Consider the following 26,154-nt stretch of genomic DNA (forward strand, 5'->3'; position numbering starts at 1 on the left):
CTCGGCCCAACGGAGCGACCACGTGCAGCGAGCCATCTCCATTCTGATGACGATCGTCTTCCTCCTCGCCCTGCTCTCGTTCACCGTGACGTACTCCGTCCGGTTCACGGAGAAGGCCGTGCTGACGACGTTCGGCAAACCCGCCGAGCAGCCGGTCGAGGACGAGGGGCTGAAGTTCAAGTGGCCTTACCCGGTGCAGGCGGTGACGAAGTACGACACGCGATCGCGCGTGCTCCAGTCGCGCCCCGAGGCGCAGCAGACGCGCGACGACCGGCAGATCATCATGGAGACGTTCCTGGTGTGGCGCGTGTCGGATCCGCTGGAGTTCTTCCGCACGTTCAGCAACGCCGGCGCGAGGCCGGAGGACCACTACCGCAAGGCGGAGCAGAGCCTCAACAACCTGCTGCGGTCGGCAATGGCGGAGACGGGCAAGTTTCGGCTCGACGAACTCTTCACGCCGGACGCTGGGGCATCGAAACTGGCCGAACTGGAGGGGCGGATCCTCGCCGCCCTCGGCTCGCCGGACGAGCGTGGCAAGAGCCTGAAGGACTACGGGATCGAGGCCGAACTTGTCGGGATCAACCGCATTCGCCTCGCGGAGTCGACGACGCAGGCGGTGAACGAACGGATGGCGGCGAACAGAGACCGCCTAGCCCGGGAGATCGAGAGCGAGGGCGAGGCCGTCGCCGAGGCGATCCGCTCGCAGGCCGAGTCCGACCGCCAGCGCATCCTCGACTTCGCCCGTGCCCGGGCGCGCGAGATCCAGGCGCAGGGGGACATCGAGGCGGGGCAGTATCTTGCGCAGATGAACGAGAACCCGGAACTCGCGGTCTTCCTGCGTGAGATCGACCTGCTGAAGCAGACGTGGAGCAAGCGCGTGACGTTGGTGCTGACGACGGGGACGCCGGGGCTGTCGTTGCTCGCGCCCGACGCGCTGAGCGGCCTGACGCCGGGCCAGATTCCGCCGAGCCGGCTGCCGGCCGAGTGGATGACCGCGGCCGCGGGTCGTACGGCCGGCGCGGCGCCCGCCTCCGGCTCGCCCGGCGCTGAGCCGGGGTCCGAGCCTTCGTCGGAGGAGCCGCGATGAGCGAGCACGAGACGGGAGCGCCGCAGCCGGAACGGGAGGCCTCGGTCACGCTGCGCCCCGGCGTGGCAGAGACGGACGCTTCGCTGATGGACCCGGCGAACCAGTCGCTCGCCGAAGCGCTCCGGCTGACGTTCCGCATCCTGCAACTCATCATGATCGGGCTGGTCGCGGCGTACTTCCTCACGGGTTTCCAGTCGATCCAAGCGAATGAGCGCGGCGTGGCGCTGCTGTTCGGGCGGGTCGTGGCATCCGAGCTGCCGCCCGGTTTCAGGTTCGCCGCGCCGTATCCGATCGGGGAGCTGGTGCGCGTGAACACCGGCGTGAACGCGCAGCCGCTGAACCGGGAGTACTGGCCCTACACGGAGGTCGGGCGCGAGGAGACGACACCGATCGACCGGCTTCGGGGGCTGGCCAACATCAATCCGGCGGAGGACGGCTCACTCATTACCGCCGACGGGAACCTCGCGCACACGCAATGGGAAATCCAGTACCGGCGCGCCAACCCGACCGCGTACCTCCGCAACGTCTACACGCAGAACGAGATGGAGCTGGTCCGCGGCGCGGTGATGCGAGGCATCGTGCAGGCGGTCGCGGAGGTCTCGATCACCGGGCTGCTCACGCAATCGGGCGAAGGGGACGGCTCGGTGGAGACCCGGGCGCGAACCATCGCGCAGCAGACGCTGGACGCGCTGGACTCGGGGATCGAGATCGACCGGCTCGCGCTGAAGCGAAAGATTCCGCCGGTCTACCTGCGTGACCGCTTCGCGAACGTGCAGGCCGCGGAGTCGAAGAAGGGCGCCTCGCGCGAGACGGCGCAGCGCGCCGCGAACCAGCTGCTCAACGAGACGGCGGGGCGTGCCGCGCCGTACATCATCGCCGCGATCGACGAGTACGAGGCCGCGCTGGCGCTGGGTGACAACGCCGGCGCGGACGCCGCGCTCGCCCGCATCAACGCGCTGCTGGACGGAGAGGCGCCGCCGGACCACACCGGCGAAGCGCTGCTCTCGGGCGAGGTCTCGCGGATCATCGCGGAGGCGCGGCAGTACCGTTCGAGCGTGGTCAGCCGCTCGCGCGCGGAAGTCTCGCTCTACAAGGCGAAACTGGCCCAGTACCGCACGAACCCCGCCGTCATGGTCCACTCCGAGTGGGCGAACGCCGTGCGCGCCTTCTACCAGAACGACGGGCTGCAGACCATCCTGAACCCGCGCGGCGTGGGGCATCTCGAGATCGTGATCAACCAGGACCCGTTCGCGATGCAGGAGCGAGAGCGCGCCCGACGCCTGCAACTCAACCGCGAGGCGATGCAGCAGCGCATGGAAGAGCAGCGCCGCGAGCGCTTCCGCACGCACGAAGGTCTCACCGCCACGCCCGACTGACGCGGAGGAACGATGTCCGAACCCGCCACGCCCCCTCCACGCCGGCAGCCCGTCATCGCGTGCCAGGGCGTGACCAAGGTCTTCAAGGACTTCTGGATGCGCGACCGCGCCCGCGCGGTGGACTCTCTCACCTTCGAGGTCTACCCGCGCGAGGTCTTCGGCCTGCTCGGCCCCAACGGCTCGGGGAAGAGCACCACGATCAAGATGATCCTGGGGCTGCTGCGTCCCACGTCGGGCCGCATCGCGGTGTTCGCACGCCCGCCCTCGGACGTCGTCATCAAGCGCCGCATCGGCTACCTCCCCGAGGAGTCCTACCTCTACCCCTTCCTCAACGCCCGGGAGACCCTCGAGTACTACGGCAAGCTGTTCGAGATCGACCACGCCGTGCGCCGTCGGCGCATCGACGAACTGCTTGACATGGTCGGCCTGACGCACGCGCAGTACCGGCCCGTGCGCGACTACTCCAAGGGGATGCAGCGTCGCATCGGCATCGCGCAGGCGCTCATCAACGATCCCGACCTGCTCATCCTCGACGAGCCGACCACCGGCCTCGACCCGATCGGCACGCGCCAGGTGAAAGACCTGATCGTGGAACTCGGCCGGCGCGGGAAGACGGTCCTGCTTTCGAGCCACCTGCTCGCCGACGTCGAGGACTGCGTGGACCGCCTCGTGATCCTCTACGGCGGCCGCAAGCGCGACGAGGGCACGTGCGACTCGATGCTCGAACGCCGCTCGCGCACCACGATCGAGACCGACGCGCTGGACGACGCCACCATCGCAGAGATCGACGCCCTCCTGCGCCGGCGATCGGGGGGCGAACGGGCGATCCTCCGCGTCGGGCACCCGCGCCAGACACTCGAAGAGAAGTTCCTCGACATCGTCGAGCAGGCGCAGCGTGAGCGCGCCGCGACGAGCGGCGTCGTCCACGGCGGCGCGACGGCGGCTTTCCTGCGCGGCCCGGGGACAACGGAGGGCGACGCGCTCATCTCGGATTTGATGGCGCAGGAGCCGCCGCCACCACCCGCACAGCCCGCCCCCCCGGCAGAGCCTGCCCCGATGAGCGTGCTCGAATCGCTCGTGGATCAGGGAGGCGGAAAGCCCGACGCGGGTGCCGCGCCCACGCGGAGCGCGGAGCCTGCGACACCCGACGAGAGCGTGGATGAATCCGTGATCTCGTCTCTGCTGGATCGACCGCGCGAAGACGAGCAGCCGGGGCGCACGCCGTGAAGATCAGCGACGCGATCCGCCGACTCAACCTCGTGCAGCGATCGTTCGCCTTCAAGGTGATCGCGTCGATCGTGATGGTGGCCGGAGCGATCGTCGGGTTCGCCGCGTATGCCGTCTACCGCACGGCCCCGCTGGCCTCGCCGATCATCGAACCCGGCGAGACGCCGGCGGCGACGCGCCCGGGCGCAACCGACGACCCGATCGAGTCCACCCGGCTCGCCCTCGAACAGATCCTGGCCGCACGCACGGACACGACCGCGCTCGGCGTCGGCGTAGCAGTGGTCGCCGGTCTCGCGCTGCTGGTGACCTGGTTCGGCCTCGCGCTGACGTATCTCGCGCTGCTCGCGGTCGTCGCGCTCGTCGCCGTGCCGCTCATGCTCGTGGACGGCTCGCGGAGCCTCGGCCTGCTGATCGGCGGCGCGGCGGCCCTCACCGCCGCGTTCACGATCCTGCTCGAAGCCGCCCGCGTCGCGCTCTCCGGCAGCGGCCCGGTGCGCGCCGTCGCCCGCAACGTCCTCGCCGAAGCGGTGCGGATGAAGTTCTCACTGGTCTTCATCGTCATCCTGATCGTGGGCCTGGCCGCGCTGCCCGGCGTGCTCGACGAATCGCAACCGCTGCGCTACCGCGTTCAGACGTTCATGAGTTTCGGGACGGGACTGTCGTACTGGGTGATCGCGGTGCTCACCGTGCTCTTCTCGGCAGCGACGGTCGCCTTCGAGCAGCGCGACCGAATCATCTGGCAGACGATGACAAAGCCCGTCGCCCCGTGGCAGTACGTGCTGGGCAAGTGGCTCGGCGTCGTCGCGCTGAGCGGCGTGCTGCTCGCCGTGTGCGCATCCGGCGTCTTCCTCTTCGTGGACTACTTGCGCACGCGGCCGGCGATCGGCGAGCGAGAGGCGTACGTCGCCGCATCGCCGGACGAGTGGGTCACCGAGGATCGCCTGGTGCTGGAAACACAGGTGCTCGCGGCTCGCGTGACGGTGGACATCGACCCGCCCGTCAAGCCTACGGACGCCGAGTTCCGCCGCGCCGTCGAGGAGTTCATCCGCAACGAGCGCGTCGGCAACGAGTCCTTCGCCCGCGATCCGTCCGAGCGAAAGAAGGTCGAGGATGACCTCTACAAGAGTTGGGAGCGCGCGTTCCGGGCCGTCCCGCCCGGCGGGATCAAGCACTACGTCTACCGCGGTCTGGGGCCGGCCCGCGCCGCGAACGCCCCCATCACGTTCCGCCACCGCGTCGATGCAGGCTCGAACGCGCCGGACGAGTTCGTCTACGTCTCGTTCATTTTCGGGGCCGAAAGCCCGCAGATCTACGTCCGCCGCCTGAGCCTCGGCTTCTACCACTCCATGACCATTCCCGCGGCCGTCGTCGAATCCAGCGGCGAAGTCCGGCTCGCGGTCGCCAACGGCAACCTCGAGAACGGCGTGCCCAACGACGACACGATCAGTTTCCCCCCCGGCGGCCTGGAACTCTCCTACTCCGCGGGGAGTTACCGTGCCAACTTCGTGCGCGGCGTCCTGCTGCTCTGGGTGAAACTCGCCTTCCTCTCGATGCTCACCATCCTCGCCTCCACGTCGCTCAGTTTTCCGGTGACGTGCCTGGTCGCCTTCGGGGCGTTCCTGGCGGCGGAAGGCTCGCTCTACATGACCGGCGCGCTGGAGCACTTCCGCACCGAGGACGAGCACGGCAATGTCAACTACCTGCTGGTCGTCGCCGAGTGGATCACCATGGGCGTTGCCTGGGTCTTCTCGGGCTACGGCGAGATCCGGCCGACCGTGAAACTCGTCGAAGGGAAGCTGATCCCGTGGGGTGAGGTCGCACGGGGCGTCGCCATCCTCGCCTCCATCACAGCCGCGCTGTACGGCGCGGCCGTCCTCGCTTTCCGCCGGCGCGAACTCGCCACCTACTCGGGCCACTGACCGATCCCGCACCCGCCCTCGGGCGTACAAAGGGCGCGAGCGACGGAGACGCGACATGAGACGCGACACCTTCGTGCAGATCATCGCCGCGGCGGCCGCCTTCATCGCGCTGGGCGCGTCGGCCCTCCTCGGCGCGCAGCTCACGTCTTCAGCCGGGCAGCACAAGCTGGTCTACACCGACCGCGCGGAGGACGGCGACCCGCCGCAGGTCGCGGTCGGAATCGCCATGGGCGCGTTCCGGGGCGTGTTCGTGAACTTCCTCTGGCTGCGCGCCAACACCCTCAAGGAAGAGGGCAAGTTCTACGAGGCGCTCGAACTTGCCCGCGCGATCACGCGGTTGCAGCCTCGGTTCCCGCAGGTGTGGGTCTTCCACGCCTGGAACATGGCGTACAACATCTCGGTCTCAACGCACACGCCCGACGAGCGCTGGCAGTGGGTGCAGGCCGGCATCCGGCTGCTGCGCGACGAGGCGATCCCCGCGAACCCGAACGACATGCTCCTGCACAAGGAGCTGGCGTGGATCTACCTCCACAAGATCGCGGGCATCACCGACGACGCCAACCAGTTCTACAAGCGCAAGGTCGCGGAGGAATGGACGGTCAACCTCGGCGAGCCACCCCCTCCGACGCCAAAGGACCGGAGCACGGCCAACGCGATCAACCGCTACGTCGAATGGCTGACGCCCATCGCCGAGGCGGCGCAGACGCCGGAGGAGCTCGCCCGCCGCTCGCCCCCGGCCGCGGCGTTGCTGCGGCGCATCCAGGCGGATGTTGGTGACCCGCCGGACCGCACGCTGCTGCGGCGCTACGAGAGGCTCAGGGCGCTGGAGCGTTCGGCCCACCGCCGGCAGATCGAGGCGTCGATGGGTCCGAACAACTCGGCGATGCTCTCGCTGATGCGCGACCCGCAGTACGCCGACGCCTGGCCCGAGGCGCTCGCGTTCGTGCGTCGAAAGACGCTCACGGCGGAGTACCGCATGGACCCGCTGCGGATGATCCGCTACACGCGCAAATACGGCCCGATCGACTGGCGCCACCCGGCGGCGCACTCGCTCTACTGGGGCGCCAAGGGCGTCGAAGAGGCGCTCGGCCGCTGGCACGAGGGGAACAAGCGCGACTTCGATTTCATCAACTCGGATCGCATCGTGATCCAGTCGCTCCAGGAGCTGTACCGCTCCGGCGAGATCTACTTCAACTTCCTCGAGTTCACGAGCGGCATGGAGAGTTTCTACATGGCCTCGGTGAACCCGCACTTCGTCGATTCCTACGGCAACGTGCTGGCCGAACTCGTGCAACGCTCGTGGGCGGACCGCGCCGACCGCGCGTACTCCGTCTACGCCGCGGGGTACGAGAACTTCCTGAAGGACGCGGTCCGTTTCTTCTACCGGCGCGGCCAGTTCGACGAGGCCGAACGCCACTACCGCAAACTCGGCACGCTGATGATCGGCGACCAGTACTTCCAGAACCTGAACGATCCGATGCGGGCGTGGGACTACTCGCGACCGCTGCAGGAGTTCGTCCACTTCGAGTTGCAGAACGAGCGGATTCTCTCGGCGTACGTCGCCGTCTCGGAGATCGTCGGCGCGCTCCAGGGGGCCTACGCCTCGGGCCTGCTGGGCGACGACGAGGAGCTGTTCCGCGCACAGTTCGACTACGCCCGCACCGCGCACGCGTTCTACATGCAGCGGCAGTTGCGCGAGACCGTGGCGATGGGCGCGCAGGCCGGGCGCACCGAGTTCCTCGACCGCGACTTCCGAATCGTGGCGGGGCAGGTCTTCCGTGAACTGATCCTGCTGGTGCCGGTCGCGGACGCCTCGGCGATGTACAACCGTGCACCCGAGGACCTCCGCCGGTTCGTGTACGACCTGCTGGCCGAGGTTTATCGCGAGCCGATGGACGCCCAGGCCCGCGAGCAGACGGGCGAGTCGTTCAACGACCTCTTCCCCGAGCCGCCCGGCATGGCCGCCCACCGCGCCATGATGGAGCAGCGCGCCCGTGAACGGGCCGAGCAACGCATCGACGTCGCGCCGAAGTAGCGGTGGGCATTGTGCCCTGATTTGTGCAAACGCAGTTGCGGCAGGCGCGAGGCACGACGGTTGAGCACGCTGGTGAGATCACGGGCAAGCTCGGCATGGCGGTCGCGTCACTGCTGTGTGCCATCCGCGGCCCGCCTCCGGCCACTCGATGCAGCCGGAAATCAGCCCGAGGAACTTGTACGATCCATTGTCGTTGATCAGCACAGGACTTCCGGACCTCCCCTCGCGGATTGCACTCTCCTCCTCAAACTTGACGATCACCACACGATCTCGCCATACTCGGGGTCTTTGCCCGGTTCGATCGGCTTCGGCGGCGTCGATCACCCCGACAACGGAACCACCGAACTCCGAACTGTCCATTCGTAGGATTACCGAGGCGCCAAGCGGGACAGCTGATGCAACATCCAGGACACCGGACTCGAGACCGTAATCCGGCCGCGGAAGCCAGCCGATTCGCACTTCCGCCCAATCGCCGACAATCCAGTTCCGTCCCGGACTGACGAGCACTTGCCGGCTTCCCGTGACGAAACTCGATCCAATGCCGTCGATCGTGATCCCACCTGATTCTGAGTCGGGCAGCAGATGAGCAACAGTCCACAGCAGCCCTGGGGCAGCCATGACGCCGAACCCCTCGGCCCGACCGAACTCACCGTTGCGCACGGCTGGGACCGAGAGCGCAATGGATCGATCGCCAACGGTCCCGCATCGTCCTGAGGATGGCGCAGTTGTGCACCCACCATCGGCGAGCATTGCCGCACAAACGAACGCGACCCACTCCAGGGGTACGTGAACGATGCCCGGAGAGGGACGGGCTGGCTGCGAACGCTCACTCCGACGTGACTTCGTAAGGCTCATCGTAGAAGACGCCATTGTGGGTCAGGAAGACTAGCGGGAGGTCGATCGGTTGAGCGCCGGCCTCTTCACACAGATACTTCAGCGTGACGAGTTCCCACGAGCCATCAGCATTTGTGAACGCCAAGCGATCGAACCCCAGGTAGTAAAGGTTGAATGCCAGGTCCGATGCCGTGCCACGCATGTCGACGATGCTCTCAGCGGGAATCCCACCGCCGGGGGAGTATCCCGCGCCGATTGTCGAAAGAACGCCTACGGTGCCGCGCAGCGCGACCGGCGGGAAGACCTCGTCCTGATGGACTTGCAACAGCATCTGCACCCGGCCGTCATCGTCCAGCGTCGGTCCGATCGGATCGATGAACCGCAGCCGGAGTGCCGTGTACTCATCCACGTTCTGCGGCACAACAGTGCCGCACCAGACCTCGAATGGCCCACCGTCGCACTTCAGGTCCACGAGCACGCAGCCGTCAGGTATGTCGGGATGGCTCGGGGCACCGGGTAATGAGCAGAAGATGCAGATCGGAATGCCCCTCGCCGTGAACTCCTCGCACTTCACCCAACCCTGTGGAAGCGTAGGCAGAATCTTGCGATCGCGCGTCCACCGATCATCGTACTTGAACCCCGGCCCTGTGATGCTCCTTTCGAAGGTGTCGCCAGGCGTGGACTGACAGCCGGTGAACATGATGGACGCCGCAGTGATGGACAGCAGCATCACCACCACTGCCACAGCACCCCCTATGAGGCTTGACACCCGACATCCAAGGTCCGAGGTCCGAGGTCCGAGGTCCGATCGCAAGTCATGGCTTGCCTCCTTTCTGTTCCGTCCAGCAGGCGCGTCCATACCGCCTCAAGGTGCGTCACCAGCAACGCACGATCAGGCCTCGAGTCAACCACTCCGCCAATAGGCTCTTACCGCAAGATACCGTCCTTGAGCCATGCTGTCAAGCACAAATGTTGTTCGTTCCCATGACTTACAAGGTCTTGATTATCAATAAGTTACCAACCTACTGTTGAGCCCGTCCGTGCAGAGTGATCTACGACTCCTATTCCATCTGCTTTCCCTACCGCGTCAGCCGCCGCGCCGCTTCCTCGTACCGTGCCACCGTCCCAGCCACCACCTCCGGCGGCAGTTCCGGCCCCGGCGCCCGCTTGTCCCAAGTGCCCGCGGCGACCAGCCCCTCGAGGTACTCGCGGACGAACTGCTTGTCAAAACTGGCCTGCGCCCGGCCCGGCTCGTAGCGGTCCGCGGGCCAGAAGCGCGAACTGTCGGGCGTGAGGGCTTCATCGATGAGGATCGGCTCGTCGCTCTCGGGCCGGCCGTCCGCGCCGATCGGCACGCCGAACTCGAACTTGGTGTCGGCGATGATGATGCCGTGCTCGAGCGCGTGCGCCGCCGCCGCGCTGTAGATCGCCAGCGAGACCTCGCGCAGACGGTGCATCACCCCCTCCCCAACCATCGCCGCCGCACGCTCGAACGGGATGTTCTCATCGTGCCTGCCCTGCTCCTCCTTGGTCGCGGGCGTGAAGATCGGCTCGGGCAGACGGTCGCACTGGCGCAGGCCGGCGGGGAGCGGCACGCCGCAGACCGAGCCGGTGGCGAGGTAGTCCTTCCACCCCGAGCCTTCGAGGTAGCCGCGCACGACGCACTCGACGGGCACGACGCGGCAGGCCCGGGCGATCATCACGCGGCCGTGCAGGCTCGCGCGCGGTGTGTCCCCCGGTCCGAACGCCGAGGCGGGCACCTCATCCGCGTCGGTTGAGAGCAGGTGCGTTTGGCAGAGGCCCCGCTGTTCCACCCAGCGCAGCCAGAAGGCGGCGATAGCCGTCAGCAGCCGCCCTTTGCCCGGTACCGGCGTGGGCATGACGACGTCGAAAGCCGAGAGGCGGTCGGAAGCCACGATCAGCAGACGCGGCCTCCCTTGGCCGTCCGGCGGCAGGTCGTAGACGTCCCGGACCTTTCCCCGACGGCGGCCGGGGAGGGAAAGTCGGGACTCGAAAAGCGCGGCGTCGGACCCCGAGCAAGACCCGCATGAGGTGGTCATGGGCGGATCGTAGAGCCGGGTGCCGTGCCCCGGGATCGGCGCGCCGAGAATCCTGTCTCCAGCAGGGTTGCAGTCCGCCGCCGGCCGGGGACAATGCCGCAGTCGTCCGGCGGCCGCCGGGGGGCGCAGGGAGGACGCCGCTCGCCATGCTGAACTTCGTGGTCTTCAACGGCGGAACGGAGACCGCCCTCAACCTCGGGCACGCCTACCTGATCGGTCCGGACGACGTCCCCTCACCGGCTTCCCTCAGGACCGACAACGGGCTGATCCACTGCGACAAGGGCGCGGACGGCTCGGCGGGGCTGGCTTTGCAGTTCGCTCTCGAAGGCCTGCCCCCCGCCCCGGACGGCGGCGTGGTTCCGACGATCGGGCTGGTGACTGTGCAGACCTGTTTGCTGCCGCAGCGCGAAAGCCCGTACCTGCTGAGCCTCGAACTCGCCCGGCATCGGATCATGACGTTCCTGAACCGGCTGGAGGACTGGGGGCTGTTCGACCTGCCGACGGACGATCCGATCCTGCGACAGTTCGAGCGTGCCCGTCAGACGTTCACGGCCGCGCTGGTCGCGCCGCGGCAGCCGACGGAGCAGGACCCGCACGGCTACTCAGCCGAGGCCGACCGGCTGGCGCGCGAATCGCTCGCTCTGGCGATCGACGCGGGCGAACGGCTCGCGCTGCTGAACGCACAACGGCAACTCGAGCGACGGCTCTCAGGCCGGCTGTACGCGGAGGCGGCCGAGCGGTACGCGGCGGCATCCGGCGATACACCGCCCGCGAACGCGCCGATCATCCTGCAGAACTCGGTAGGCGTGACGCTGCCGGGTCGCGGGCTGGTGGGGTGCGAGGTTTCGCCGCGGTCGTTCACGGAGGCGCACCAGCGGGCGGTCGTCTCGGCGTGCGACTTCATCTCGCTGCCGATGCGCTGGGTGGACATGGAGCCGGGCGAGGGTGAGTACAGTTTCACGGGCACGGACCGGTGGATCGAGTGGGCGGTGCGCAGGGCGAAGCTGCCGGTGCACGCCGGGCCGATCGTGGACTTCCGCCCGGCGAGCGTGCCGGACTGGCTCTACATCTGGGAGAACGACTACGAGACGCTGCGCGAACTGGTGTACGAGCACGTGCGCACCATCGTGACGCGATATCGGCGCACCGTGGCACGCTGGACGGTCGCGTCCGGGCTGCACGTGAACTCGAGTTTCCGTCTGTCGTACGAGCAGATGCTGGACCTGACGCGACTGTGCGTGCTGCTGGTGCGCAAGCTGCAACCCTCGGCCAAGGTGCAGGTCGAGATCGACCAGCCGTGGGGCGAGTACTACGCGACGAACCGGCAGTCGCTGCCGCCGCTGGTGTATGCGGACACAATGGCGCAGGCCGGGATCACGGTGGACGCGTACGCGCTCCGGCTGCACGCTGGGACGCCGGAGCCGGGTTGCTCGACGCGCGACCTGATGGCTCTCTCGTCGATCCTGGACCGCTACGCCGCGCTGGAGCGACCGATCGTGGTGTCGTCGCTGGCCGCGCCGAGCCGCGCTGAGCCTGCGACCGAGGAGGTAGAGCCTGGTCGTTGGCGATCGCCGTGGAGTGAATCCACGCAGGCGGAGTGGTTGAGCAAGGCGATGGCGATCGCCTTGGCCAAGCCGTTCGTCCATAGCGTGTGCTGGTCTGAACTGGCGGACGCCTCGGCCCGCCCCGAGGCGCCGGACTGCGGGCTGATGACGGCAACGGGCCAGCCGAAGGCCGCGCTGGCTCGCCTGATCGAGCTGCGTGCGGCATTGATCGCCGGTCGCACGCCGCCGGACCTGGCCGTGGGATTGCTCTCGTGAAGGAACGCGCCGCTTCGAGCGTGGACTGGACGGGTGGGCCGTCGAAATGGGCGGCGGTCGCGATCCTCGGCGGCGCATCGATCGTCGGCATCGGCTGGTCGATCGCCACGCGACATTCGGGGCCTGCACCGGCGCGCGCCGCCGACACGACGGCCATGCCCCTGAGCGCGGTACCGGGTGCTTCCCCCCAGCACGAGCCAGGCCGTACCTCATCCGAAGACCGGGCCGCGCCCGCCTCTTCGATCGCCCGGCTCATCGACCTCAACTCGGCCTCCGCCGCCGAGTTGCAGTCCCTGCCTGGCATCGGACCCGCGCTGGCGGCACGCATCGTCGAGGACCGCAACGCCACCGGCCCGTTCGGCTCGGTGGACGACCTGCAACGCGTCCGCGGCATCGGGCCGATCACGATCGAGAAGATTCGCCCGCTCGCCACGACGCGCTGACCGTGTCGGCCGGCGGGTATGATGGCGGCGTTCCAACGCGCGTGGCGAAGGCCGGGCAAGAACCCCCGGCCGCGTGTGCGCCTGCGCGCGCCGCAGTGATTCATGCCCAACCGCCCGACAGACCGGCTCGACGCCATCGCGGCCCACCCAGCCTTGCGCGACCTCGCCCGCGCGATGGACGCGGGCCGGCGCGTCGTCGCTGACGGCATCTCCGGTTCATCCACGCCGATCGTCGCGGGCGCGCTGGCTCGTGCGCTTCGCCGGCCTGTCGTGCTTGTCATGGCCCACACCGACGAGGCCGAGGACGCGCTGGACGAGCTCGAGTCCGTCGGTGTGGATGCGTTGCGCCTCCCCGCGCTCGAAGTTCTCCCCGGCGAGACGAACGTAAGCCTGGACCTGTTCGCGGAGCGTAGCGCCGTAATCGAGCGCGCCCGCACGCTCGACCCGGCAGCCTCCGTTGTCGTCATCTGCCCTGTGCAGGCGCTCATGCAGGGCGTGCCGATGCCGGACCGACTCGCGGCGATCTGGCGGACCGTTCGCACGGGCGAGCGATTGCGCCCGGCGGACCTGGCCCGCTGGCTCGACGGCGCGGGCTATACGCGCGCCGACGCCGCTGACGAGCCGGGGCAGTACGCCGTGCGCGGCGGCATCCTCGACGCCTTCTCGCCCGGCACGAACGCGCCGGTGCGCTTCGACTTCTTCGGCGACGAGGTCGAGCGCATCAACGAGATCGACCCGGCGACGATGGCCTCCGACCGGCGCACGGACGCGGTAAGCCTCGTCGCTGCTGACCCGGCGCGTGTCGTGCCCGACGACCGCTCCACGCTCTTTCTCGACCTGCTCCCGAGGAGCACGGCCGCCGTGCTCGCCGAGACGATGGAGGTCGTCGAACAGGCACGGGGCTACTGGGAGCGCACGACGGACAGCAGGGGCATCTTCCCACCGCCCGCGGTCCTCAAGGCTCTCGAGACGCGCACGAGCGGATTCGCCGAGATCAACCAGTTCTCCGCGGGAGCGGCCTCGGCGGACGTGCGCGTTCCGCTTCCCGTTGCGCCGCTCCCCCACTTCGATGCCGACGCAGCGGCGGCGGTGCGCGAACTGGCTGCCATCAAGGCAGGACGTGTGGTCGCGCTCTGTCGCAACGAGGGCGAACGCCAGCGGCTGGGCGAACTGCTCGACGAGTTCGCCCCGGCCGCGGCTGCGCGGGTCGAGCGCACGATCGGCTACCTGCACCGCGGGTTCGTGTGGGGTGACGGCGACGCCTCGCTCGCGCTCGTTCCGGTTCACGAGCTGCTGCACCGCTTCGACGTGCGCCGACGGGCCGCGCCCGGGCGCCTCCGCGCGGGGCGCGCGATGGATACGTTCCTCGACTTCGCGCCCGGCGATTTCGTCGTGCACGCCGAGCACGGCATCGCCCGCTTCGTCGGGCTGACGGCGATGAAGCCGCGCGCCATGCCTGGCCGCGCCGCAGTCGCCAACGACGACCCGCAGGAGTATCTCACGCTCGAGTTCGCCGGGCGGTCGAAACTCCACGTCCCCGCGACGAGCATCGACCTGGTGCAGCGCTACGTCGGCGGGTTCCGCGGCAAGCCGCAGCTCTCGACGATCGGCGGCACGCGCTGGCAGACGCAGAAGGCCCGCGTCGCCGAGGGCGTGCGCGACCTCGCGGCCGAGATGCTGCGCGTGCGCGCCGCCCGTGAGGCGATGCCCGGGATCCGATATCCCGCCGACACACCCTGGCAGAAGGAGTTCGAGGCGGAGTTTCCGTACGAGGAGACCGAGGACCAGCTCGCCGCGCTCGCCGAGATCAAGAAGGACATGGCCTCGCCGCGGCCGATGGACCGGCTGCTCTGCGGCGACGTGGGCTTCGGCAAGACGGAACTGGCGATCCGGGCGGCGTTCAAAGCGGTCGAGTCGGGCCGGCAGGCGGCGGTGCTGGTGCCGACGACGGTTCTCGCCGAGCAGCACGAACGCACCTTCCGCGCCCGCTTCGCAGGCTACCCCTTCCGCGTCGAGAGCCTGTCGCGCTTCAAGACCGGGCGCGAGCAGAACGAGATTCTCGCCGATCTGCGGGCCGGTCGCGTGGACGTCGTGATCGGCACGCACAGGCTGCTCTCCGCCGACGTTGCCTTCGCCGACCTCGGGCTGGTCGTCGTGGACGAGGAGCAGCGCTTCGGCGTCGAGCACAAGGAGAAACTCCTCCGCCTGCGCATGACCGTGGACGTGCTGACGCTCTCGGCCACGCCGATCCCGCGCACGCTGCACATGGCGATGCTCGGGCTGCGCGACATCTCCAGCCTGGCGACGCCGCCGCTCGACCGGCGGGCGATCGTGACCGAGGTCGTCCCCTGGAACGACCGGCGCATCGCGCAGGCGATCGCACGCGAACTGACGCGCGGCGGGCAGGTCTACTTCGTGCACAACCGCGTCCACAACATCCGGCGCATCGCAGACGAGGTGCGCCGACTGGCCCCGGACGCCCGCATCGACGTGGGTCACGGCCAGATGCCCGCACGCGAGCTCGAAGCCGTCATGCTCCGATTCATGCGCCGCGAGACCGACGTGCTGGTCTGCACGACCATCATCGAGAGCGGGATCGACATCCCGACGGCGAACACCATGATCATCAACGACGCCGATCGCTTCGGCCTTGCCGACCTGCACCAGTTGCGCGGGCGAGTGGGGCGATCCGACCGCCGGGCCTACTGCTACCTGCTGCTGCCCGTCACACGCACACTCAGCGAGACGGCCCGCAAGCGGCTCCAGGCCGTCGAGCAGTACGCCATGCTCGGCGCCGGCTTCAAGATCGCCATGCGCGACCTCGAAATCCGCGGCGCGGGCAACCTCCTCGGCGCCGAGCAGTCCGGGCACATCGCGGCCGTCGGCTACGAGATGTACTGCCGACTGCTCGAACGCGCCGTCCACGAACTGCGCAACGAGAAGCCGCCTGAGCCGACGAGCGGGACGGCGGTCGAGATCGGCGTCGCCGGCACGATCCCGCGCGCGTACATCCCCAGTGACGCGAGGCGGCTGGACGCATACCGCCGGATCGCCGCGGCGGCGGCGCCCGCGGAACTCGAGGCTGTCGCCGCGGACCTCGCCTCTGCCTATGGCCCGCTGCCGCCCGCGGTCCGCCGGCTGTTGGAACTGGCTGAACTGCGTGCGCTCGCCGCCGCGCTGAGCGTGCGCGCGGTCATCGTCCGCGAGCGGGACGTGGTCTTTCGCACGGCCGACCCCGCGCCGATCGCCGAGCGCCTCCGCCCCGCGCGGGGCACCGTTACGGCCCTGCCGCCGAAGGCGCACGACTCGCTGCACGAGGTGTATTACAGACCGCCGGAGCAGTACCTGGAACCGGAGACGCTGCTGCGGGTGCTGAGAACACGGTTGAACGACTCCGACCGCCGCGAGCCTCTGACGCGCGTCGAACCATCACGCGTTCGGTAGATGGGGCACCCTCACCCCTCCCCGAACCACCCCCCCACCACGGTGAACAGCCCCGCCACGTACAGTCCGTAGCCGCACAGCAGCACGGCACCCTCCGTCCTCGAAATCTTCGCCCCGCTCAGCATGATCGGCAGGCAGGCGAGGCTCGCCGCGAGCATGACAGGCACGTCGAACCAGAGGACCTGGCGCGACACGGCTTGGGGCGTGGCGAGGCAGGTGATGCCCAGGATGCCAAGGATGTTGAAGACGTTCGAGCCGAGGATGTTGCCGACGGCGAGGTCGGGCTGCCCGCGCATGGCTGCGACGACGGACGTGAACAACTCGGGCGCGGACGTGCCGACCGCGACGATGGTCAGGCCGATGACGAGTTCGGAGACGCCCAGGGTGCGCGCGATCTCGCTGGCGGACGCGACGAGCAGGTACGACCCGCCGACGAGCATCGCCAGCCCCGCCAGCACCATCGCAACACAGACCAGCGGGCGCGTCATGGGGCCGGGCTTGTCGAGGCCGAGTTCGTGCTCGAGTTCCCGCTCGGCGGCGGCCTCGGCCTCTCGCTGGGCGTCGCGCCGCCCGCGGACGTAGCCGAACCAGACGTAGGCGAGGAGGGCGAGCAGCATGAGCGTCCCGTGCCAGCGCTCGAGCCGCCCGCCGGAGGTGAGCGCGATCCACGGCACGCAGGCCACCGCGATCACGATGAAGGTCTCGCGGCGGACCAGGTCCAGTTTCAGGGCGATGGGGCAGATGAGCGAGGCGACGCCGAGGATGAGGGCGATGTTGCAGATGTTGCTGCCGACGACGTTGCCGACGGCGATGTCAGCGCTGCCGCGCACGGCGGCTGTCACCGACGTGGCGAGTTCCGGCGTCGAGGTGCCGAACCCGACGATGGTCAGGCCGATGAAGAACGACGACACGCCCATCCGCTTCGCCAGCGACGCGGCGCCGCGCACCAGCCCCTCCGCCCCCAGCGTGAGCACCAGGAGCGACCCCGCCAGCAGCCCGAGTTGCACCAGCATCTTCCACCCCCGAGCGCTGCGGCGCGCAAGCGCACAACGCTTCTCGCTGGAATGCTACTCCCGCTGTCCGAAACTCGTCCCCACCGCCCGCGCCGCCGCGAGCAGCGGCTCGGTCGGCTCGATCAGACGCTGCCTCCCCGCCGCTTCGAGCAGGTCGATGTCCCCCAGCCGCCCGCCCTGCATCACGATCAGCCGGTTCATGCGCCCGGCCTGCAGGAGGTCGAGCGCGCGGTCGCCGAACTGCGTCGCCAGCACACGGTCCGCGGCCACGGGCGTTCCGCCGCGCTGGACGTGCCCGAGCACGACGTAGCGCGACTCGATGCCTGTGCGGTTCTCGATCTCGCCCGCGAGCCACCGCCCGATGCCGCCGAGGCGGATCGGGTCCGGGCTGGTCGGATCGACGCGTTCGACCATGCGCTCGCCGCCGAGGGGCTTGGCGCCCTCCGCGCAGCAGACGATCGAGAACCGCTTCCCGCGCTGCCGGCGCTCGACGATCCCGCTCGCCACCGCGTCGAGGTCGAAGGGTATCTCTGGGACGAGGATCACGTCCGCGCCGGCCGCGATGCCCGAGTGGAGCGCGATCCAGCCGGCGTTGCGACCCATGACCTCGACGACCATCACGCGGTGGTGGCTCGCGGCGGTGGTGCGCACGCGGTCCATCGCTTCGGTGGCGGTCTGCACGGCGGTCTGGAAGCCGAAGGTGATCTCGGTCCCCCAGAGGTCGTTGTCGATCGTCTTGGGTACACCGACACAGGGCACGCCGCGCTCGGCGAACGGAGCGGCGCACGCCATCGTGCCGTCGCCGCCGATGACGACGAGGGCGTCAAGGCCGTGATCTCGCACGTGGCGCATGCACAGGTCGGTGACGTCCTCGAACTTCGGCGTGCCGTCGGGGTTGCGGCCGGTGGCGAACCGGCAGGGGTTGGCACGGTTGTTCGACCCGAGGATCGTGCCGCCGGTGTGGAGGATGTTCGAGACGTCCTCGTCGGTGAGGGGTCTCACCCGATTCTCGATGAGGCCGAGGAATCCATCCTCGATGCCGATCACGTCGATGCCGTCGCGGAGGGCGTCCTTGACCACGGCCCGGATGACGGCGTTCAGCCCCGGACAGTCCCCGCCCCCCGTCAGCACGCCGATTCGGCCGATCTCGCCCATTCGTGGATCGTAATACCTCCGACGCCGGTATGCCGAAGGGGCAATGATTGTCTGTCCGGGGCGTTCTGCCTGCTGGCCGTTGCTCCCGCGGCGGGCGGCCGTGCGCCCCCCGTCCGTGGCCCGCTTTCGAGGGAATCGACCATGACCCGCAGCAAGACGATCCTGGTGGCGTTCGGAGTGGTTGCCGCGGCCGGACTGGCTATCGCCATCCAGCCGGTGCTGACGAAACCGAAACTGGAGCCTCTGTCGCCGGTCACGCTCGACGACGAGCCTGCCCAGGAGCCGACACCCGCCCCCGTGCGCCGAGCGGCTCCGGCACCGATCGCGGCCGCACCGGCCGATGAACGTCCGTCCCCGGGACCCGGACCCGAGGGGTTCGGTCGCTTCGGACCCGGCGAGTTCCCGATGATGTTCGGCGAGGGGCGCGGCCCCGGCCCCGAGGGCTGGCGCGGCGAAGACGGCCGCCCGCGGTGGGGCGAAGGGCGCGACCTGACCGAGGAGGAACGCGCCGCGATGCGCGCCCGCGGCGAGCAGATGCGCGCCCAGGTGGAAGAGCAGATGCTGCGCACGTTCGATCTCGACGGCGACGGCGCACTCTCGGATGCCGAGCGCCAGGCCGCGCGCGAAGCCTTCGAGATCATCCGCGAGGAAATGCGCGCCCAGAACGAGGCGCGAATGCTTGCCCGGTTCGACACCGACGGCGACGGCGTGCTCTCCGACGACGAGCGGCGCACCATGCGCGAAACGATGCGGCGCGAGGGCGAGGAGCGACGGGCCGCGATGCTCGCCGAGTTCGATCTGGACGGCGACGGACGGCTGAACGAGCGTGAACGCGATCTGATGCGGCAGGCGCAGCGCGCCCGCGACGCGGAGCGGCGTGCCTTCCGTCGCATCGACACCAACGGCGACGGCGTGATCGACGCGGGTGAGGCCGCTCGGGCAGTGGACCGCGTGAACGCGGGCGACACCAGCGCGGACTTCAATGGCGACGGCACGGTGGACCAGCGGGACGCGGTGTTCGTGCTGGAACTGGCCCGCCGCGGCAGCCTGTAGGACGCTGCCCGGCGATCATCCGGGGCTTGGCACGAGGATCGTCCGGCCGTTCTCGGCGTCGCGCTCGCCGATGATGCACTCGACGACAACCGCCGCGACCTGCTCCGGCGTGAGACACTCGCGCGGCGGGAGGTCGCCCGGTGTGAACATCGAACGCAGCATCGGCGTCTCGACCGCGCCGGGTGCGACGGAGAACGCGCGGAGGCCGAAGGGCGCCCCCTCGTTCGCGCAGGCGCGGGCGAGCGTGTTCAGCGACGCCTTGGCCGCGCCGTAGACGCCGAGGCCGGGGTACGGATCGACGGAGGCGACGCTCGACACGAAGACGATGCAGCCCCCCCCCTGTCGGACAAAGAGCGGCCAAGCGGCGGCGGCGAGCCACGCCGGGCCGAGGGCGTTGACCTCGAACGTGCGACGCACGTCTTGTGCCGAGTGCTCGCCCACGCCGCGCAGTTCCGCCATGCCGGCATTGCTGACGAGCGCGTCGAGCCGCCCGAACGACGCCGCGGCCGCGACGACCGCCCCTGCGCACGCCGTCGGATCGCTCACGTCCGCGCAATGCGTCCGCCACGCGATGCCTCGCTCACCGGGGAGCATCGCGCCCGTTTTCTCAAGCGGTTCGGCACGACGGCCGACGAGCAGCAGCCGGTAGCCGCGCTCGGCGAGTTGCAGGGCGATCGCGCGGCCGATGCCCGATCCCGCGCCGGTCACCAACGCCGCAGGCCTGTTGTCGCTCGCCATCTCGTTCTTCCCGCGGCTCAGCCGAACAGGGCCGCGTCCGCGCGGCGCACGGCCCGGCAGAACGCCGCTATCTTCGCGTGGTCCTTCACGCCCGGCGACGACTCAACACCGCTCGACACGTCCACCGCGTAGGGCCGGCATGCGGTGATCGCCTCGCCGACGTTCTCCGGCGTCAGGCCCCCGGCGATGATGACGGGCTTGCGGACGGAACGCATGTGCGGCGCGAGCGCGTTCCAGTCGAACGCCTCGCCCGTGCCGCCCGCCGAGCCGTCCACGAGGATCGCGTCCACTTCCTCGACGGCATCCCACCGTTTCAGGTCACGCTCGATGGTGTCGGCGCGGAAACGGACGGCGCGAATGACACCCGGCCCGCAGTCTCGCACCAGGCTCTCCGGCTCGCTGCCGTGCAGTTGTGTCCACGCGGTCGGACACTGCTGCTCGATCTCGAGAAACTCGTCGATCGTCGAATCGCGCAGCACGGCGACAGTGCCGACCATCGGCGGCAGGCACGACATGATCTCGAACGCCTCGTCCGGAGCGATGTATCGAGGCGTGCCGCGCACGAACACGAACCCGATCGCGTCCGAGCCCGCCTCGGCGGCTGCCAGCGCGGCATCCAGGTCCCGGATGCCGCATACTTTGACGCGTGTTCGTGGCACGGGCTGGACCTTTCCGGAAGGGCAAAGGGAGGAAGATCGAACGCGAAGGGCGCGAGCCGGGCGAAGGGATCGGCAAGAGGGGCGACCTCAAGCATAATCCGCCCCCGTCACTCCGTCACCCCAGTTCATCCAGCAGTTCGCGGGCGAGCGTCCGTTCCTCGTCGCGGGCGAGCGCGTCGTGCAGCCCATCGAGGAGCGCTCGTGCCGCCACCGGATCGTTCAGGTAGCGCGTGTTGATGAGCGCGAGCATGAGTCGCACGGTCGGCGCTTCGGCGTCGCTGGGATAGCCGCCGAGGAATCGCTCGTAGGCAATGGCGGCCGTCGCGTGGTCGCCCGCGGCAAAGAGGTGGTTGGCGACGTCGTACTGCGTGCGCCGGGTGAGCGTGACCGCTGCGGGCTTGTCGCCGAACTCGCGGAGCAGGTCGCGGTACGCCGCCGCCGCGGCGGCCATGTCCCCCGACGCGGCGGCCGTCGAGACCCTCGCCCGCGCCTCGGCCGCGGGGTCCGGCGGAGCATCGGCCGTGGCCTTCACCCTTCGCTCGGCCTGCTCTCGCTCGCGCCGCCGAGCGTGCTCCACCTCGCGGAACTGTCGCCGGCGCGCCGCCTGCCGGCCGATCGTGAACAGGTCGTACGGCTCGCGCTGGATCGCCCGCGTCCACAGCAGCGCCACGCTGACCAGGATGCCAAACCCGTACCCCGCGAGGTGCGCCTCATACGCAACCTGGCTCACGCGGCCCGTCCGCAACATCGGCACGAAGTCCCAGAAGATGGCGAACGCGATGAACCACCACGCCGGGATCATGAACACACCGATGAAAAAGAAGATGATGAGCGTGCGCACGTGCGTGCGCGGAAAGAGCACGAGGTACGCCCCGGTCACCGCCGAGATCGCCCCGGACGCCCCCACCACCGGGGCGGGCGACGCGGCGACGTGCCCCAGCCCCGCAGCCGCCGCCGCCACGAGATAGAACGCCGTGAACCCGAGCCGCCCGATCCGGTCCTCCACGTTCGGCCCGAAGACCCAAAGGAAGAGCAGGTTGCCCAGCAGGTGAACCGGACCTGCGTGCAGGAAGGCGTAGGTCACCCACGACCACGCCCCGGACCCGCGCGACAGGTGCAGCGTCGCCATCGCACGCTCGTGCAGCGCTGGCGCGAAAGCCGCCAGCAGCACCATCGCGATGAACACCACCGCGTTGGAAGCGATGAGCGCGTGCGTCACCAGCGTGGGGCGGCGACGGGGGCGATCTGTGCCCAGCGGCAGGAACACCGAGGCATGGTACGGCTTGGTGCGCCGGAACTCCCCCGCGTGGCCCGATCTGCTCCGCATCCCCTATAGTCCCCCCACGCCGCGGGCGGTGGCCGCGGCCCGGCACGACGACCAACGAGCAGCAGAGGGAGTGCCCCATGACGGAGTACGCCAAGGGCCTTGAGGGAGTGATCGCCGCCGAGTCGCAGATGTCCTTCATCGACGGCCAGAAGGGCGTCCTCGAATACGTCGGCATCCCGATCGGGGAGCTCTCCAGTAAGTCCACCTTCGAGGAGACCGTCTTCCTCCTCTGGAACCTCCGCCTGCCCAGAAAGGCCGAACTCGACGAGTTCAGCCGCCGACTCCGAGCGTGCTACGCGCTCCCCGAGGGCTTCGAGCAGCGCATCCTCTCGACTCCCAAGACCGCCCAGCCGATGCACGCCCTGCGCACGCTCGTCAGCGCGCTCTCGCTTCACGACCCCAACCCGAACGCCAACGACGTGGACTCCGCCCGCGACAAGTCCCTCAAAATCCTCGGCCACGCCCCCACCATCGTCGCCTCTTTCGACCGCCACCGGCGTGGACTGCCACTCGTCCCTCCGGACCCTTCTCTTCCCTTCGCCGACAACTTCCTCTACATGCTCAACGGCGAGAAGCCCACGCCCACAATGGCCCGCGCCTTCGACGTCTGCATGATCCTCCACGCCGACCACGGCTTTAACAACTCGACCTTCACGGCCCGCGTCATCATCTCCACCCTCAGCGACGTCTACTCCGCCCTCACCGGCGCGATCGGATCGCTCCGCGGCCCGCTGCACGGCGGCGCGAACGAGGGCGTCATGCACATGCTCAATGAGATCCCCTCCCTCGACGCCGTCGAACCCTACATCATGGGCAAGATCGAGCGCAAGGAGAAGATCATGGGCTTCGGCCACCGGGTCTACAAGGCCAAGGACCCACGCGCGACGGACTTGCAGAAACTGGCGAAGAAACTGGCCGAGGACACCGGCAACACCGACCTCTTCGCCAAGAGCCAGCGGATCGAGGAGATCATGGCCCGCGAACTGGCCGCCAAGGGCATCTACCCCAACGTGGACTTCTACTCGGCCACCACGTACCACTGCATCGGCCTGAAGCTCGACCTCTTCACCCCCATGTTCGCCCTCAGCCGCCTCGCCGGCTGGAGCGGGCACATCCTCGAACAACTCGCCGACAACCGCCTCTTCAGGCCCAAGGCCCTCTACGTCGGCCCGCACGACCAGCCGTACGTGGCGATGGAGAAGCGGTAAGCAGTTGTGCGAGAAGGAGATCGCAGGACATGTCCCAGGTGGTTCTGCACCGGGCCATGGGTCAATCCCCGCATACCACTTCGATGGCTGCGAGACGGGTAGGTTGCGAGTCGCCGGTCAGTCAACCCCAAACCTCGGATTCGCCTACGGGGAATCCCTTGCTTCCCTGCCCAATCGAGTCAGAGGGGGTGTTGAGCCGTTCCAATGGGGCGAACTCCGGGTCTGAGCAAGCCGCCACACCAAGCCTGTCGATCTGTAGGTATGATGCACAAGGGCCCGACGGAGAGTACTGTGAGGACGATGATCGGAGTAGGCTCGTATGGCATCCCCGAAGCGGCCCGCTTCGCGCACGTGAATGTGCGCACCGCGAATCGTTGGATGACCGGGTCCGGTGAAGGGCGGCGCGATCGGCTATTTCAGCCCGACCTCCCCCCTGTGAAGGGTAGACACGCGGTCTCGTTTTTGGATCTGATCGACCTCCTCGTCGTCGGGCGCTTCCGCGAGGCGGGGATTTCTCTACAGACGATTCGGCGCGTCTATTCACAACTCCGCAAGTCCCTTGACACACCGCACCCGTTCGGTCATCAAAGGCTTCTCACCGATGGGCGAACTGTCTTCATGGAGACCCTCGACCACGTCGGTGACCGACTTCTCGAAGAAGTGCTCACTGGACAGAGAGCAATGCCGGAGATACTGAAGCCGTACTTGAAGCAAGTCGAGTACGCACGGGACACCCAGACTGCCACGCGATGGAATATCGCGCACGGGGTCGTGATTGACCCTGCTCGATCGTTTGGCAAGCCCGTTATCGCCGCCGAAGGCACGACTACGTTCGTTCTCGCCCGCTCGTACTACGCCAACGATGAAAACGTGGACCTCGTCGCTGACCTGTTCGACGTGTCGCCAGCGGCGGTCCAGCAGGCCGTTGCGTTCGAGCGCGACTACGCCGGTGGAATCGCCGCTTAATGCACTTCTTCATCGACCGAAACGTGCCGGAGCAGTTGGCCCGAATGCTGGGGTACTACGACCGCAATCACACGGTCATTTACCACGACGATCGCTTCGAGAAAACGACCGCTGACACTGAGTGGCTGAAACTGATTGCGGGATGGGATCCCGTTCCAGTGGTCATTTCAGGTGACGGTCGCATCCTCAAAAACCCGGCCGAACTTCAAGTTCTTCGCGACTTGCCGTTGACATTCTTCCTTTTCGCGGGGGCGTGGTTCAATCTTAGATGGTCGGAGTTCGCGTGGAAGGCGATCAAGGTATGGCCGGAAGTAGTTTCGGCCGCCGCACCCCCTCGTCCGAGCATCTACCGCATCCCGGTTTCAGCACAAAAGGTGGAGTTCATGGCGTTCACCCATAACCTTGGTGCGAGCCGCCGCCGCGCGTGAACGTGTCGCACGAGACGCTATTTCGAGAAGTGGAGCGGATGGGAGTCGAACCCACGACCTCATCATTGCGAACGATGCGCTCTACCAACTGAGCTACCGCCCCAGTGTCGCCCCGCCGCGGCCGGGGGGCCGGGGCGGGGGGCGGCATTGTACGCCGGGGGGATGGGGGAGTCCCGGAGCACGCCGACACGGGCGGAGGCAAGGGCGGCAACGGCCTCACGCCAGCCCGCGCGGGCGAACTACTCCGCGGCGTGGGCGTAGGCTGCAGTGTCGCCATGGGTCGGGCCGGGGCATTTCTCCCGCGTCGGCAGGCCCAGGATCGCAGGGAGCAATCGCATGAGCACCATCGACCGGCAGCCGCGACTGATCGGTCTCTCGCTCGCACCGCTCGCGGCCGCCCTGACGGCATTGGGCGTGCTGCTCGGCTCGTGCGAGCGGTCGGAGAACAGACGTGCTGCCGACGCCTTGCCGACGCCGGGCGCGCTACGTGTCGTCGTCACCATCCCGCCACTTGCGGGGTTGATCGCCCCGTTGTTGCCGGAGGGGTCGCAGGTTCGTGCGCTCGTGCCGCCGGGCGCCTCGCCGCACGGGTATGAACTCACGCCCGACGATGCCGCCGCGCTCGCCCGGGCGGACCTCGTCGTCTACGTCGGCCTCGGGCTGGAGCCGGGTGTGGTCAAGGCCCTCGCGCGACGCGGCAAGGACGCGCCGGCTCAACTCTGCATGGCCGAAGCCCTGGGCATCGGCGGCGAGCCTCAGCACGACCACGCCCACCACGAACACGACGACGACTGCGACCACGGACCCATCGACGAGCACCTGTGGCTGGACCCGGTGCTCGTCGCGTCGTTCGTGGGCGAAGCAGAGGAGGCGATCTCCGCTCTGCTCCGCGTCCGGTCCGCACCGGCGGATGCGCTGGTTGCCGTCGAGCGTGGTGCGGCGTTGCTTCGCACCAGCGTCGCCGAGGTGGACGCGGTGTACCGCGAACGCCTCTCGCCGTACCAAGGCGCGAAGATCGTGACGCAGCATGCGGCGTGGGGACGGCTTGCTGACCGCTACGGCCTCGTCGTCGCCCGCGTCATCATGCCCGTCGAGGCGCACGACCCCAGCCCCGCCGACCTCGCAGCCGCCGCCGAGTCGATCAAGCGCGAGGGCGTCGCGGCCGTCTTCTCCGAGCCGCAACTCAACCGCGCCGCGGCTGAGCGGCTCGCGCGGCTGGCCGGCGTGCCCTTCGGCGAGATCGACCCCGAGGGCGACTCCGACTGGGTTCGCCTCATGCTCCGCAACCTCGACGAAATCGAGACTAGGCTCGCCGAAGCCACTGCGCCGGCCGACGCGGGGTGAATCGGCCGTAGACTCCAC

21 protein-coding genes and 1 tRNA gene are annotated in these 26,154 nt (G+C 68.7%); 13 read left to right on the plus strand and 9 right to left on the minus strand.

Going from position 1 to position 26,154, the window contains the following annotated elements:
• Positions 1 to 22 precede the first annotated feature (22 nt).
• The 5 genes from FBT69_10190 to FBT69_10210 are packed head-to-tail and all read left to right on the plus strand — an operon-like array spanning position 23 to position 7,644.
• Positions 23 to 1,087 carry a hypothetical protein gene (locus FBT69_10190; GenBank protein MDL1905163.1) on the plus strand — a complete coding sequence of 355 codons (1,065 nt, stop codon included), beginning with the start codon at positions 23 to 25 and terminating at the stop codon, positions 1,085 to 1,087.
• The gene (locus tag FBT69_10195; protein MDL1905164.1) at positions 1,084 to 2,463 is read left to right on the plus strand and encodes a hypothetical protein; all 1,380 of its coding nucleotides are present in this window, start codon (positions 1,084 to 1,086) and stop codon (positions 2,461 to 2,463) included. Before FBT69_10190 ends, FBT69_10195 begins: the two co-directional genes overlap by 4 nt.
• Positions 2,464 to 2,475: 12 nt before the next feature.
• Positions 2,476 to 3,690: an ABC transporter ATP-binding protein gene (locus tag FBT69_10200; protein ID MDL1905165.1), complete on the plus strand. Its 1,215-nt coding sequence runs from the start codon at positions 2,476 to 2,478 to the stop codon at positions 3,688 to 3,690.
• The gene (locus FBT69_10205) at positions 3,687 to 5,609 is read left to right on the plus strand and encodes a hypothetical protein (protein ID MDL1905166.1); all 1,923 of its coding nucleotides are present in this window, start codon (positions 3,687 to 3,689) and stop codon (positions 5,607 to 5,609) included. Before FBT69_10200 ends, FBT69_10205 begins: the two co-directional genes overlap by 4 nt.
• Before the next feature lie 55 nt (positions 5,610 to 5,664).
• Positions 5,665 to 7,644: a hypothetical protein gene (locus tag FBT69_10210; protein ID MDL1905167.1), complete on the plus strand. Its 1,980-nt coding sequence runs from the start codon at positions 5,665 to 5,667 to the stop codon at positions 7,642 to 7,644.
• 78 nt (positions 7,645 to 7,722) lie between these two features.
• On the opposite strand, the gene FBT69_10215 is transcribed toward FBT69_10210, so the two are convergent.
• The 3 genes from FBT69_10215 to FBT69_10225 form a co-directional block, all read right to left on the minus strand.
• On the minus strand, positions 7,723 to 8,304 hold the full coding sequence (locus FBT69_10215) for a hypothetical protein (protein MDL1905168.1): 582 nt from the start codon (positions 8,302 to 8,304) through the stop codon (positions 7,723 to 7,725).
• A 166-nt stretch (positions 8,305 to 8,470) separates the two neighbouring features.
• The gene (locus FBT69_10220) at positions 8,471 to 9,214 is read right to left on the minus strand and encodes a hypothetical protein (GenBank protein ID MDL1905169.1); all 744 of its coding nucleotides are present in this window, start codon (positions 9,212 to 9,214) and stop codon (positions 8,471 to 8,473) included.
• A 343-nt stretch (positions 9,215 to 9,557) separates the two neighbouring features.
• Entirely contained in the window at positions 9,558 to 10,538 is a 981-nt protein-coding gene (locus FBT69_10225) for a phosphoribosylaminoimidazolesuccinocarboxamide synthase (GenBank protein MDL1905170.1), read from the minus strand.
• Between FBT69_10225 and FBT69_10230 the strand changes: the two genes are divergently transcribed.
• The 3 genes from FBT69_10230 to mfd all read left to right on the plus strand — a co-directional run bounded on the left by FBT69_10230 (position 10,526) and on the right by mfd (position 16,245).
• The gene (locus FBT69_10230) at positions 10,526 to 12,358 is read left to right on the plus strand and encodes a hypothetical protein (protein ID MDL1905171.1); all 1,833 of its coding nucleotides are present in this window, start codon (positions 10,526 to 10,528) and stop codon (positions 12,356 to 12,358) included. The genes FBT69_10225 and FBT69_10230 overlap by 13 nt on opposite strands.
• A gap of 155 nt (positions 12,359 to 12,513) precedes the next feature.
• Positions 12,514 to 12,801, plus strand: coding sequence for a helix-hairpin-helix domain-containing protein (locus FBT69_10235; protein ID MDL1905172.1), 288 nt, complete (start codon positions 12,514 to 12,516; stop codon positions 12,799 to 12,801).
• A 102-nt stretch (positions 12,802 to 12,903) separates the two neighbouring features.
• Positions 12,904 to 16,245, plus strand: a complete 3,342-nt coding sequence (gene mfd, locus FBT69_10240) for a transcription-repair coupling factor (protein ID MDL1905173.1) — start codon at positions 12,904 to 12,906, stop codon at positions 16,243 to 16,245.
• A gap of 11 nt (positions 16,246 to 16,256) precedes the next feature.
• Here mfd and FBT69_10245 read toward each other — a convergent pair whose 3' ends face one another.
• Positions 16,257 to 17,258: a calcium/sodium antiporter gene (locus FBT69_10245; protein MDL1905174.1), complete on the minus strand. Its 1,002-nt coding sequence runs from the start codon at positions 17,256 to 17,258 to the stop codon at positions 16,257 to 16,259.
• A 54-nt stretch (positions 17,259 to 17,312) separates the two neighbouring features.
• Positions 17,313 to 18,413, minus strand: a complete 1,101-nt coding sequence (locus tag FBT69_10250) for a 6-phosphofructokinase (GenBank protein MDL1905175.1) — start codon at positions 18,411 to 18,413, stop codon at positions 17,313 to 17,315.
• Between the two features lie 141 nt (positions 18,414 to 18,554).
• Between FBT69_10250 and FBT69_10255 the strand changes: the two genes are divergently transcribed.
• Entirely contained in the window at positions 18,555 to 19,466 is a 912-nt protein-coding gene (locus FBT69_10255; GenBank protein MDL1905176.1) for a hypothetical protein, read from the plus strand.
• A 15-nt stretch (positions 19,467 to 19,481) separates the two neighbouring features.
• On the opposite strand, the gene FBT69_10260 is transcribed toward FBT69_10255, so the two are convergent.
• The 3 genes from FBT69_10260 to FBT69_10270 all read right to left on the minus strand — a co-directional run bounded on the left by FBT69_10260 (position 19,482) and on the right by FBT69_10270 (position 22,190).
• Positions 19,482 to 20,204, minus strand: a complete 723-nt coding sequence (locus FBT69_10260; protein ID MDL1905177.1) for an SDR family oxidoreductase — start codon at positions 20,202 to 20,204, stop codon at positions 19,482 to 19,484.
• Between the two features lie 17 nt (positions 20,205 to 20,221).
• Complete coding sequence (locus tag FBT69_10265; protein MDL1905178.1) at positions 20,222 to 20,863, minus strand: phosphoribosylanthranilate isomerase; 642 nt, start codon at positions 20,861 to 20,863, stop codon at positions 20,222 to 20,224.
• A 115-nt stretch (positions 20,864 to 20,978) separates the two neighbouring features.
• Positions 20,979 to 22,190, minus strand: a complete 1,212-nt coding sequence (locus FBT69_10270) for a rhomboid family intramembrane serine protease (GenBank protein MDL1905179.1) — start codon at positions 22,188 to 22,190, stop codon at positions 20,979 to 20,981.
• A gap of 77 nt (positions 22,191 to 22,267) precedes the next feature.
• Between FBT69_10270 and FBT69_10275 the strand changes: the two genes are divergently transcribed.
• The 3 genes from FBT69_10275 to FBT69_10285 all read left to right on the plus strand — a co-directional run bounded on the left by FBT69_10275 (position 22,268) and on the right by FBT69_10285 (position 24,792).
• Positions 22,268 to 23,398 carry a citrate synthase gene (locus FBT69_10275; GenBank protein ID MDL1905180.1) on the plus strand — a complete coding sequence of 377 codons (1,131 nt, stop codon included), beginning with the start codon at positions 22,268 to 22,270 and terminating at the stop codon, positions 23,396 to 23,398.
• A gap of 291 nt (positions 23,399 to 23,689) precedes the next feature.
• Positions 23,690 to 24,364 (plus strand): DUF433 domain-containing protein, encoded by a 675-nt coding sequence (locus FBT69_10280; protein MDL1905181.1) that lies wholly within the window; start codon positions 23,690 to 23,692, stop codon positions 24,362 to 24,364.
• Positions 24,364 to 24,792 (plus strand): hypothetical protein, encoded by a 429-nt coding sequence (locus FBT69_10285; protein MDL1905182.1) that lies wholly within the window; start codon positions 24,364 to 24,366, stop codon positions 24,790 to 24,792. The genes FBT69_10280 and FBT69_10285 overlap by 1 nt, the downstream gene beginning before the upstream one ends.
• 30 nt (positions 24,793 to 24,822) lie before the next feature.
• Here FBT69_10285 and FBT69_10290 read toward each other — a convergent pair.
• A tRNA-Ala gene (locus FBT69_10290) sits at positions 24,823 to 24,895 on the minus strand.
• 233 nt (positions 24,896 to 25,128) lie between these two features.
• Between FBT69_10290 and FBT69_10295 the strand changes: the two genes are divergently transcribed.
• Positions 25,129 to 26,136 (plus strand): zinc ABC transporter substrate-binding protein, encoded by a 1,008-nt coding sequence (locus tag FBT69_10295; GenBank protein MDL1905183.1) that lies wholly within the window; start codon positions 25,129 to 25,131, stop codon positions 26,134 to 26,136.
• Positions 26,137 to 26,154 lie beyond the last annotated feature (18 nt).

Origin of the sequence: Synechococcales cyanobacterium CNB (genome assembly GCA_030263455.1) — a bacterium.
Lineage (GTDB): Bacteria > Planctomycetota > Phycisphaerae > Phycisphaerales > UBA1924 > CAADGN01.